The following is a 12,042-nucleotide window of genomic DNA, read 5'->3' on the forward strand; positions in this document are numbered from 1 at the left end:
GACCGCGCGTGCCCGAGGATGACTGGCAGCGTGCCGTACTGGGCGATGTCGCCGCGTCGGCCGACGAGCCCGGCCCGCCCCCGGCAGCCCCGAACCCCGCGCCCGTGAGCCCGCCCCCGGCCGACGTAACGGCTCCGGCGCAGGCCGACGTACCGGCCCCGGCCGTGGCCGACGTACCGCCGCCCGCGCCCGAACCGCCCGCGCCCGCACCGGTGTTGCCGCCCGAGGCAACGGCGCTGCTCACCGGCAAACCGCGCCGGGGCGACTCGGTGCCGCGTCGGCTCGGGCGGTCGCTGCGCGGGATCGTGGGATCGTCCGCGGCCCGCGTGACCGCCGAAGTCACCGCTGTGGCACGGCAGTTGCAGCAGCCCGTCACCACCGGTCGGCAGATCGTGGTGACCAGTGTGCACGGCGGTGCGGGCAAGAGCACGGTCAGCGCGCTGCTCGGCTGCGCGTACGCGCACTACCGGCCGGACCCGGTGCTGGTGATGGAGGCCAATCCGACGCTGGGCACGCTGCCGGTGCGGCTGGCCGCGCCGTCGCTGCGTTGGACGATGAGCGATGTGGCCAAGGTGGTGAACCCGTCGATGCGGTTCGACCAGGTCATCGGCTATCTGGTCGGGCTGCCGGAGGGCGGCTGGCTGCTGCCGGGCAGCAAGGGCCAGATCGGCGCGCGGGTGAGCCTGGCGGAGTACCAGACGGTGGCGGTGGCGCTGCGCCGCTACTTCGCGATCACGGTGGTGGACTGCGAGACGCTGCCGGGTGAGTTGGCGCGCAGTGCGCTGGCCGGTGCGCAGGCGCGGGTGTTGGTGGCGCCCGCGACGGCGGAGGGCGTGGCGGCGGCGCGCACCGTGCTGGAGTGGATGGGCAGCGTGCCGCGCCCGATGCTGCCCGGCACGGTGGTGGCCCTCAACTCCACCTCGCCGCACACCGCGATCGACCTGGAGGCGGCCAGGCGGTATCTGCGGGTCGGCGACGTGTCCGTGCTGCACCTGCCGTACGACCGGCATCTGGCCGCGGGCGGGGCGGTACGGCTGCCGCTGCTCGGGCAGGAGATGAGGGATGCCACCGCGCGGCTCGGCGCCGAGCTGCTGGACCGGGCCGTGCGCAGGTGACGTACCACAACCACATATCCCGGAGGCGGCCATGACGATCCGGCTGGTGCACCGTCCGGCCCGGACCACACGCCATCTGGTCGGCAGCGAGCCGCGCACCGTGGAGGCGCCGCCGAACCTGCCGGAGGGCAAGACCGGTGGCGCCGCGCACACCCTGATGCCGATCGCGGGCGTGATGAGCTCGGTCGTGATGATGACCGTGCTGCGCAGCGGTCAGTACGCGGCCATCGGCGCCGTGGTGCTGGTGGTGACCGTGCTGGGCAGCATGGGCCTGCTGCTGTCCCAGCGCGGCAAGGCGCAGCGCACCCGGCGCTCCCAGCGCGAGCGGTACCTGGAGTACCTGGAGCAGTTGCGCGAGGAGCTGGCGGCCGACGAGCGCTCGCACCGCGAGGCGTCACGGATACTCAACCCGCCGCCGGAGGCGCTGTACGACGTGGTGCGCGACCCGGCCCGGCTGTGGGAGCGGCGCCGGTTGGACCGGGACTTCCTTCAGGTGCGCATCGGCACCGGCGAGTTGGCGGTGCGCGAGCTGACGCTGGCCAAGCCGGGCAGCAGCGTGCTGACCCCGCCGGACCCGTTCATGCTCAACGAGGCCAACGCGCTGCTGCACCGCTACCGCACCGGATCCGATCTGCCGTTGCCGGTGCCGCTGGACCGGGCGGGCAACGTCAGCGTCGTCGGCCCGCGCGAGGACGTGCTGCGCGTGGCGCGCACCCTGCTGGCGCACGCGTCGGTGTTCCACGCGCCCGATGACGTGGCGATCGCGCTGGCCTGCCCGACCGAACGGCTCGCCGACTGGGAGTGGATCAAGTGGCTGCCGCACGTGGTCGACGCCGAGCGACTGGACGGCCCGGTACCGGCCCGCCGGATCGCCCCCGACCTCGGCCAGCTCGGTGTGCTGCTCCGCGACGACCTGCGGCAGCGCGCCGCGTACGCCGCCGAGGTGCGGCGCGGGCTGACCGGCAAGAACGCGCTGGCGCAGACCACCAGACTGCTGGTGATCAGCGACGGCTACGGCGAGGTGGCCGACGAACTGCCGCGCACCGACGAGGCGGTGCCGCTGGAGGCGATGTGCGTCACCGTGCTGCACCTGGTCGCCGAGCGGGTGGCCGAGCCGGGCCAGGTGGCGGTGCGGATCACCACCGCCGACGGCCAGGCCACGGTGGAGGACCTGCGCGGTGAACGGCCGGTGGTCTCCCGGGGGTTGGTGGACCAGGTCAGCGCGGCCGGGGTGGAGGGGCTGGCCCGGATGCTGGCCCCGCTGCGGCTGTCCGCCGACTCGGTCAGCGAGGAGGGGCCGGTCACCGGGCCGTTGGACTTCCCCGCGCTGCTGGGCATCCACGACCCGGCCGCGTTGGACCTGCGGCGGCTGTGGGCGCCGCGCGGGGAGCGCGGCTTCCTGCGGGTGCCGATCGGGGTCGCGGACGACCGGCAGCCGGTGCTGCTGGACCTGAAGGAGTCCGCCGAACTCGGCATGGGACCGCACGGGTTGTGCGTGGGCGCCACCGGCTCCGGCAAGAGCGAGCTGCTGCGCACCCTGGTGCTGGCGCTGGCCGCCACCCATCCGCCGGACGCGCTGTCGATGATGCTGGTCGACTACAAGGGCGGCGCGACCTTCGCGCCGTTCGCCGAACTGCCGCACGTCGCCGGGCTGATCACCAACCTGGAGAACGACGCCGGGCTGATCGAGCGCGCGCACGCCAGCCTGGCGGGCGAGATCCAGCGCCGCCAGCAGGTGCTCAAGGACGCGGGCAACGTCGCCGACATCTCACAGTACGCGGCGGAAAGCGCGGTGCGGCCCGAACTGCCGCCGCTGCCCCACCTGTTGGTGGTCATCGACGAGTTCGGTGAACTGCTCACCGCCAAACCGGACTTCATCGAACTGTTCTTGTCCATCGGCCGGATCGGCCGCAGCATCGGCGTGCATCTGCTGCTGTCCAGCCAGCGCATCGAGGGCGGCAAGCTCAAGGGCCTGGACACCTACCTGTCCTACCGGCTTGGACTGCGCACCTTCTCGCCCGAGGAGTCGCGCACCGTGCTGGACACCCCGGACGCCTTCCATCTGCCGCCGCTGCCGGGCTTCGGCTATCTGAAGGTGGACACCAGCGCCTACGAGCGGTTCAAGGCGGGGTACGTCTCCGGGCCGTACCGCGGCCCGACGCGGCAGGAGGAGGAGACCGAGGGGCCCGGCGCGCTGCCCTACCCCGCGTACAACACCCTCGCCGCTCCCGAGCCGGGCGCGGCCGACGCCGAGCCGGTGATACCGCGGCGCACCGTGGGGGCCACCGAACTGTCGGTCATGGTCGACCAGTTGCGCCGCGCCGCCGAGCCGGTGCGGCGGATCTGGCTGCCGCCGCTGCCCGAAGCGCTCACCCTGGACGCGGTGGCGGGCCCCGTGGACCTCACCGCCCGCGGACTGCACCTGACGCGCGGCCCGGGACCGATGCGGGTGCCGCTGGGCCTGCTGGACGACCCGACCCGGCAGTGGCAGGGGCCGTGGCACCTCGACCTGACCCGGGCGGGCGGCCACGCGGCGATCATCGGCGGGCCGCAGTCCGGAAAGACCACGCTGCTGCGCTCGATCGTGCTGTCGCTGGCGCTGACGCACACCCCGCAGGAGGTCGGGATCTACGGCCTCGACCTGGTCGGCGGCGGGTTGCAGGCGCTGTCCGGGCTGGCGCACGTCGGCGGTGTCGCGGGCCGCTCGGACCGGGAGCGGGTGCGGCGCACCGCCGAGGAGGTGCGCGGGATGCTGGCCGCCCGCGAGGAGATCTTCCGCGAGCACGGCGTGGACTCCGTCGAGCAGTTGCGCGCCGCGCGAGCCGCCGGTGAGCTCGGCGAACTGCCGTCCACCGACATCGTGTTGGTGATCGACGGGTTCGGTGCGCTGCGCGACGACTTCGAGGACATCGACGGCCTGGTCACCGACCTGCTGCAGCGGGGCGGCGGCTACGGGATCCACGTGGTCGCGGCGATGCTGCGCTGGAACGATGTGCGGATCGCCACGCAGTCGACCTTCGGCACGCGGATGGAGCTGCGGCTGAACGATCCCGGCGACTCCAGCATCGACCGCAAGCTGGCCGGGGCGCTCTCCCCCGACCAGCCCGGCCGGGTGCTCACCGACGGCAAGCTGGTCGCGCAGGCCGCGCTGCCCCGGATCGACGCGCGGGCCACCGCGGACGGGCTGGGCGCGGTGGTGGAGCAGACGGCCCGCGCCATCGGCGACGCCTGGCCGGGCGAGCCCGCCCAGCCGGTCAAGGTGCTGCCCACCCGGCTGGCCGCCAGCGCCCTGCCGTCGGCGGGTCGGGAGCCGCGCAGGGTGCCGATCGGCGTGGACCAGACGGCGCTCGCCCCGGTGCTGCTCGACCTGTTCGACCGGGACCAGCACCTGCTGGTGCTCGGCGACGACGAGTGCGGTAAGACCAATCTGCTGCGGCTGATCGCCCGCGGGCTGCTGGACCGCCACACCGACGAGGAGTTGGTGTTCGCCGTCATGGATCCGCGGCGCGGCCTGCGCGAGCTGGTGCCCGAGCCGTACCTGGGCGGGTACGCGCACAACACCCGGGTGTGCGGCGGGCTGGCGACCGGCATCGCGGGCGAGCTCGACAAGCGGATCCCGGAGGAGCTGACCGACGGCGCCACGTTCACCGGCCCGCGGATCGTCGTCCTGATCGACGACTACGACGTGCTGACCACGGCGGGCCAGCAGCCGCTCGCGCCGTTCCTGCCGTATGTGCCGTCCGCGCCGGACATCGGGCTGCACTTCGTTGTCACCCGCCGGGTCTCCGGCGCCGCACGCGGGCTGTACGACCCGTTCCTGCTGGCGCTGCGGGAGAGCGGCACCACCGGGCTGCTGCTGTCCGGAGACCGCTCGGAGGGCCAGCTGTTCGCCAACCTGTACGCCACGGCGCGGCCCGCCGGACGCGGCACCCTGGTGCGCCGCGGCGAGGCCCCGCGGCTGATCCAGACCGCGCTCGCCCGGGAGGACCCCGCCACGTGACCAAGGACGCCATCGCCCTGACCCCGCGGATGCCGGACGTCCGCACCATCGCCAGCGCACTGCTCGCCGCGGGACCCGAGCTGCGGCTGCAGTCGCTGGCGGGCGGTGCCGTCATCCAGTTGTGCGACGCGGCGGGCCGCCCGCTGCTGTCCGTCGAGGCGCCGGTGCTGCTGGACGTGCCCGGCGAGACCCGGCGGCTGCTCGGGCCTCAGGCGGACGCCCGTACCCCGCTGTGGTGGACCGAGGCGCGGGCCTCCACCGCGGTGCCGGGCGGCGAGCGGCTGGCCGCCACGTTCGCCGGGCAGCTGGCCCGCCGACTGGACGGCAGCACCTGGCCGCCGGAGGCCGCCGATGTGCCGGACACCCCGGTGGAGGCCACCGCCACGGTGGCGCCCGCACCGGCCGCGGCGCAGCCCGCCGTCGACGTGCTCACCGACCGGGTGGCCGTGGTGATCCAGGAGCGCCCGGTGATCGCCATGACCACCTGGCTCTCCGATGCGCTGCGGGCCTGCGTCGGCAGCAACCGGGCGTTGCAGATCGTCTCCCCCGCGGACTGCCGGCTCTCTCTGCCGACCCGGCTCGCGCTGTCCGGGGCTCCGCACCGCTGGGTCATCCGCGACGACGCGGGCGGCTACCACGACGGCCTGTCCGGCGCCCAACTGCACTGGCGTGATGGCGCGTTCCGGCCGGTCGACGGGGCCGCACCGGCCGAGTCGTTCCTGCGCGCCGAGACGAGTGACGAGCGGCAGCTGCTGCTGTCGTTCCGCACCTGCCACCCGGCCGAGGAGCAACTGGTGCTCGGCGGCGCCCTGGAGACCGCCTGGCGGGCGCTGACCGGCGGGCCACCGGCGGGCTGGGGCACCGCGGAGCCGGTCGGCTCGCCCTGGTCCCGGCAGGAGATCACCGCGCTGGCCCGGGACCGGGCCCCCGAGGGCACCTGGCTGGTCGCGGTGGGCGACCAGCACCGGCCGGTGCTGGCGACGATGCGGGTGGCGCGTACGCCGGACGGGGTGGAGGAGGACATCAGCCTGGCGCTCGGCGGCACCGCGGGCGACCTTCCGTCCGCCGACCAACTGCGCGCGCTGGCAGGCGAGTTGGCCGCGCGGTACGGGCTGCGGAACCTGCTGGTGCAGCGCAGGGCGGCGCGCGGCGACCTCACCGTACCCGCCCGGTTCGAGGCGCTGCCGGTTCCGCTCGCGTTCGCTGTGGGGCCGATGGACGTGGACGAGATCGGCGTGGAGCGCGCCCGGCGCCCACCGCTCGGCCCGGCACCGCACACCCTGGGGGCGGCGGCCGCCCCGGGCTTCTACTACGAGCTGGGGGACGGCACTTCGGCGGGCGGCTGGGCACACCTGGAGCAGTTGATGCGGCATCTGCGGGGTCCGGCGGGTGACCCGCCATAAACTCTGAACCATGACGGACCCAGCCAAGCCTGTCGCACCGCGCCGGATCGAGACCCTGGACGAGGTGCCGCCGGACACCGCCCACGTGGTGCTGGAACTCATCGAGCGGGCGGCCGCCGAAGACGGCCAGTCCGCCGTATCAGAGCAGGGACGTCTGAACCTGCGCGGCGGACGGCGCCCGGGGATCCGGCATCTGCTGCTGTACGTGGGGGAACAGCTCACCGGCTACGCGCAGTTGGAGGAGAGCGACCCGGTCGAGGCGCCCGCCGCCGAGCTGGTCATCGACTCGGGGGCGCGCGGTCGCGGCCACGGGCGGGCGCTCGGGCACGCGCTGCTGGACCTGTCCGGCAAGCGGCTGCGGCTGTGGGCGCACGGTGGCCACGCCGCCGCCCGGCACCTCGCCGCGCAGCTGGGGTTGGCGCTGTTCCGGGAGCTGCGGCAGATGCGGCGTCCGCTGCCCGGGGAGACCCCGCTGCCGGAGCCGGTGTTGCCGGAGGGGGTCACGCTGCGGACGTTCCGGCCGGGGGAGGACGACGCGCAGTGGCTGGCGGTGAACGCGGCGGCGTTCGCCCACCACCCTGAGCAGGGCTCGCTCACCCAGCGTGACCTGGACGACCGCAAGGCGGAGACGTGGTTCGACCCGGCCGGGTTCTTCCTCGCGGAGCGGGGCGGGCGGATCGTGGGGTTCCACTGGACCAAGGTGCATGCCGCCGAGGAACTCGGCGAGGTCTACGTGGTGGGCGTCGCGCCCGAGGAACAGGGCAGCGGCCTGGGCAAGGCGCTGACCGCGGCGGGGCTGCGGCATCTGGCGTACGAGCGGAAGATGCCGACCGCGATGTTGTATGTGGACGCGGACAACATCGCGGCTGTGACGGTCTACGAGCGGCTTGGGTTCACCACCCATGAGGTGGACCTGATGTACCGCACGGAGACCTGAACCCCGGTCCGGTGGACGACCCCCGTCGGGGGGTGGTACGGCTGGTTCGACCCGTGCGGGTCCGCTGCTTTCGCGGGTGCGGTGGGGTCGGGTGCTTTTGTGGGTGCGGTGGGGGTCGGGCCGTGCGGGTCCGGCGCCTTCGCGGGGTGCGGTGGGTTCGGGCCGTGCGGGTCCACTGCTTCGGGGGTTGCGGTGGGGTCGGGACCGCCGGGCTGCGCCGTGGGGGTGCTCGCCGTCGCGGCGGGGTGGTAGGTCCGGGCGGGATGGTAGGGCCGGTTCGGCCCGTGTGAGGCTGACGCTTTCGGCGGCTCGCCGTGTCGAGCCCACAGCTACCGGAGAGGAACCGGGGCGCCATGTTGCCGTTACCGGTGGTTCAAACTGGCTTGCGAGCATCGGCGAATGCAGCCCGCCGTGCCGACCCCACGCGCGCATCGCGACCAAGGCCCCCACAGGATGCGACTCCTCGGCCCCCACACGTCCGACCTGCCGGTTTCACTTCCGAAGCGGGAGAATGGGGAACACCTACCGGAAGTGGAGGAGGCCGGCACTCTGATGCCCCCGCGCAACCCGTCCCCTACGGCCGACACGCCTTCCCTGGGCTCGCTCGGAGCCCGCCGCAACCTGGGCGTACCCGACCTGGACGGCGACCCGGACGACGTTCCCGAGCTCGGCCAGGCGGGCGCCCCCGGTACCTCCACCGCGGTCAGCGCGGCGGAGGACGAGCTGCCCTCGGGCCGGTTCCTGGACCGCGAACGCAGTTGGCTGGCGTTCAACGAGCGGGTACTGGAACTGGCGGAGGACCCCGCGACACCGTTGCTTGAACGCGCCAACTTCCTGGCGATCTTCGCCGGGAACCTGGACGAGTTCTTCATGGTCCGCGTCGCCGGACTGAAGCGGCGCATAGCCACCGGTGTGGCCACCCGTTCCGCCTCCGGGCTGCAGCCGCGCGAGGTGCTGGAGCTGATCTGGAGCCGCTCGCGCGAGCTCATGGCCCGGCACGCGGCCTGCTTCCAGACCGACATCGCGCCCGAGCTGGCCGCGCACGGCATCCACATCATCCGCTGGCACGAGCTGGCCGAGAAGGAGCAGGGCCGGTTGTTCACGCTGTTCCGGCAGCGGATCTACCCGGTGCTGACCCCCTTGGCGGTCGACCCCGCGCACCCCTTCCCGTACATCTCGGGCCTGTCGCTGAACCTGGCCGTGGTGGTGCGCAACCCGGTGAGCGGGCACCAGCACTTCGCACGGGTGAAGGTGCCGCCGCTGCTGCCCCGCTTCCTGGAGGCCGGGCCGCAGCGCTACGTCCCGCTGGAGGACGTGATCGCGGCCCATCTGGAAGAGCTGTTCCCCGGTATGGAGGTGCTGGCGCACCACATGTTCCGGGTGACCCGCAACGAGGACCTGGAAGTCGAGGAGGACGACGCCGAGAACCTGCTCCAGGCACTGGAGAAGGAACTGATGCGGCGTCGCTTCGGACCGCCGGTACGGCTGGAGGTCGAGGAGTCCATCGACCCGTACGTACTCGACCTGCTGGTAAGGGAGTTGAAGGTCTCCGACGCGGAGGTCTACCCGCTGCCCGGGCCGCTGGACCTGACCGGCCTGTTCGGCATCGCGGCGCTGGACCGGCCGGAGCTGAAGTACCCCAAGTTCGTCGCGGGCACCCACCGCGACCTGGCCGAGGTCGAGTCGGCCTCGCCGCCGGACATCTTCGCCGCGCTGCGCGAGCGCGACGTGCTGCTGCACCACCCGTACGACTCGTTCTCCACCTCGGTGCAGTCGTTCCTGGAGCAGGCCGCCGCCGACCCTGACGTACTGGCGATCAAGCAGACGCTCTACCGCACCTCGGAGACCTCCCCGATCGTTGACGCGCTGATAGACGCCGCGGAGTCGGGCAAGCAGGTACTGGTGCTGGTGGAGATCAAGGCGCGCTTCGACGAACAGGCCAACATCAAGTGGGCCCGCAAGCTGGAGGAGTCGGGCTGCCATGTGGTCTACGGCCTGGTGGGGCTGAAGACGCACTGCAAGCTGTCGCTGGTGGTCCGTCAGGAAGGCGACCTACTGCGCCGCTACAGCCATGTCGGCACCGGCAACTACCACCCCAAGACGGCCAGGTTGTACGAGGACCTGGGTCTGCTGACCGCCGATCCACAGGTGGGCGCGGACCTGTCCGACCTGTTCAACCGGCTGTCCGGCTACTCGCGCCGCAACTCCTTCCGCCGCCTGCTGGTCGCCCCGCGCTCGCTGCGCGACGGGCTGATCTCCCGGATCGAGAAGGAGGCCGAGCACCACCGCGCCGGGCGCCCGGCGTTCGTCCGGATCAAGGTCAACTCCATGGTGGACGAGGCCGTGATCGACGCGCTGTACCGGGCGTCGCGGGCGGGCGTACCGGTCGATGTCTGGGTACGCGGTATCTGCGCCCTGCGCCCCGGAGTGCCGGGACTTTCGGAGAACATCCGGGTGCGCAGCGTCCTGGGGCGGTTCCTCGAACACTCCCGGGTGTTCGTCTTCGGCAACGGCGGTGAGCCCGAAGTCTGGCTCGGCAGCGCCGACATGATGCACCGCAACCTGGACCGCAGGATCGAGGCGCTGGTGAAGGTCTCCGACCCGGCGCACCGCGCGGTCCTCAACCGCCTTGTGGAGACGGGCGTTTCGGACGACACGTCGTCCTGGCACCTCGGCCCGGACGGAAACTGGGTCCGGCACAGCACGGACGCCGAAGGCCGTCCGCTACGGCACGTACAGGAAATGCTCATCGACGCGCGGAGGCGCCGGCGTGGCCCAGCGACACCCTGACAGTGCTCCGGCCGTCATCGCCCCGGTGGCCGACCGCACGGCGGGCGAGGTGCTGGCCGGTTATCTCGGCGAGCACGCGGCCGAGTTCCTGCGCGGGCTGCGGCTGCGCGCCGACGACGAGGCGGCGGGCGCGCGTGCGCTGCGCCGCTCGTCGCGCCGGATCAGCGCGGTGCTGCTGACCTACGAGCCGTTGGTCGACCCCGGCTGGGCGCAGTCGCTCCGCTCCGAACTGCGCTGGCTGTGCGGCACGTTGGCGCGTGAGCAGCGCTACGGGGCGGACCTCGGCAGGCTGCGCACCGCGTTGCACCGGCTGGTCTCCGGCACGCCCGGCGTGGACAACGATGCCGCAGGGCCGCCCGCGGACGGCGCCCCGGAGGCGGGTGAGCCGGTGGCGGCCGGGGACGGGCCGGGGCGGCGCGGGACCGGTAGGGCGGCCACAGCGCCCGCACCCTCGGCCGAGGGTGGCGGGCGGCGGGCGGGGAGGCGCGGACGCGTACTGCCCGCGTCCTCGCACGCGCCCCCGACGGCGGAGGCCGCCGACCAGCCGCCGGGCCGCGGACCGCTGGCGGTCGGGGCGGCGCGCGCCGGGGCGCTGCTTGAGCGGCAGTTGACGCTGTCCAGGACCCGGGCGCACTCGGCCACCTTGCAGGCGTTCGGCTCGGCGCGGTTCCACGCGGTGGCCGACACCGTCGCGCTGCTCGCCTCGGACCCGCCGCTCACCGCGGCCGCCGCGGCGCCCGCCGACCAGTTGCTGCCGCCGCTCGCCGAGCACGCCTACCGGCGGCTGGCCGAGGCGGTCGAGGCGCTGCCGCTGGCGCTCACCGGTTACCCGTACAACGGGCACGCGCTGCGCGCGGCGCTGGCCGACGCGCCCGCCGACGAGCAGCAGGACCTGCCCTGGCACCAGGTGCGCGGCCTGCTGCGGGTGTGCCGGTACGCGCTGGAGCCGCTGGACGAGCCGCCCGCCGCAGTGCCGGAGGCGGCCCGGCTGTACGGTGCCGGGCGGGCGCTGGACCGGCACCGGGACGCCGCCGCGGCCGCCGCTGCCGCCGCGTCGGCCGCCCGTACGCCGCGGATCACTCCGGCCACCGGGTACGCCCTCGGTGTGCTGCACGCAGACCAGCGGGCCGAGGTGGAGGCGGCGCGGTACGCGTTCAGCCGGATGTGGCTGGGCATCGCGCCGGTCGGGTAGCGGTCCGGCGCGCCCGCGTTCGGTCAGGTCAGTCAGCCAGCAGCAGTGTTAAGGGAGCCCATGGGACAGCCCGCCACCCAGACGCCGATCCGTGCCGCGGGCGCGGTGCTGTGGCGTCGTACGCCCGTCAGCGAACTCGGGCACCGCGAACCCCTCGGCCGGATCGAGATCGCGCTGATCCACCGGCCGCGCTACGACGACTGGTCGCATCCGAAGGGCAAGCTCAAGAGCGGTGAGGCCGTCGCCCAGGCCGCGTTGCGGGAGGTGAAGGAGGAGACGGGCATGGACTGCCTGCTCGGTCCCCAGCTGCCCGCGTCGTACTACCTGGTGAACGGGCGGCCCAAGGAGGTCCGCTACTGGGCCGCCGAGGCGGTCGGCGGCAGCTTCGTGCCCAACCGCGAGGTGGACCTGCTGGTGTGGCTGCCGCCCGCCGCCGCCCGCCGCCGGTTGACCCACGAGCGGGACCGGCCACTGGTCGACGCGCTCGTTCGCACGCTGGGCAACATCACATAACCGGGGCGTATCCGACTCGGGGGCCGTATGCCACACCGATGGGCGAGGTTCACCCCGCGTTCACCAACCCCCGTCGGCCACTTCATCTGATC

At 73.6% G+C, this 12,042-nt stretch carries 7 protein-coding genes; all 7 read left to right on the forward strand.

Annotated features, from left to right (window positions below; all coding sequences use genetic code 11):
* The first annotated feature begins 8 nt into the window (after positions 1–8).
* The 7 genes from NON19_RS29190 (at position 9) to NON19_RS29220 (ending at position 11,950) form a co-directional block, all read left to right on the forward strand.
* The gene (locus NON19_RS29190) at positions 9–1,115 is read left to right on the forward strand and encodes a hypothetical protein (protein ID WP_255932146.1); all 1,107 of its coding nucleotides are present in this window, start codon (positions 9–11) and stop codon (positions 1,113–1,115) included.
* A gap of 31 nt (positions 1,116–1,146) precedes the next feature.
* The gene (gene eccCa, locus NON19_RS29195) at positions 1,147–5,115 is read left to right on the forward strand and encodes a type VII secretion protein EccCa (RefSeq protein WP_255932147.1); all 3,969 of its coding nucleotides are present in this window, start codon (positions 1,147–1,149) and stop codon (positions 5,113–5,115) included.
* Entirely contained in the window at positions 5,112–6,518 is a 1,407-nt protein-coding gene (locus tag NON19_RS29200) for a DUF6177 family protein (RefSeq protein WP_255932148.1), read from the forward strand. The genes eccCa and NON19_RS29200 overlap by 4 nt, the downstream gene beginning before the upstream one ends.
* 10 nt (positions 6,519–6,528) lie before the next feature.
* Complete coding sequence (gene mshD / locus NON19_RS29205; protein ID WP_255932149.1) at positions 6,529–7,455, forward strand: mycothiol synthase; 927 nt, start codon at positions 6,529–6,531, stop codon at positions 7,453–7,455.
* A gap of 552 nt (positions 7,456–8,007) precedes the next feature.
* Positions 8,008–10,245, forward strand: a complete 2,238-nt coding sequence (locus NON19_RS29210; RefSeq protein WP_255932150.1) for an RNA degradosome polyphosphate kinase — start codon at positions 8,008–8,010, stop codon at positions 10,243–10,245.
* Positions 10,226–11,437: a CHAD domain-containing protein gene (locus NON19_RS29215; RefSeq protein ID WP_255932151.1), complete on the forward strand. Its 1,212-nt coding sequence runs from the start codon at positions 10,226–10,228 to the stop codon at positions 11,435–11,437. Before NON19_RS29210 ends, NON19_RS29215 begins: the two co-directional genes overlap by 20 nt.
* Positions 11,438–11,497: 60 nt before the next feature.
* Positions 11,498–11,950 (forward strand): NUDIX hydrolase, encoded by a 453-nt coding sequence (locus NON19_RS29220; protein WP_255932152.1) that lies wholly within the window; start codon positions 11,498–11,500, stop codon positions 11,948–11,950.
* Positions 11,951–12,042: the final 92 nt, after the last annotated feature.

This window comes from Streptantibioticus rubrisoli, assembly GCF_024436055.1.
GTDB classification, from domain to species: Bacteria; Actinomycetota; Actinomycetes; order Streptomycetales; family Streptomycetaceae; genus Streptantibioticus_A; species Streptantibioticus_A rubrisoli.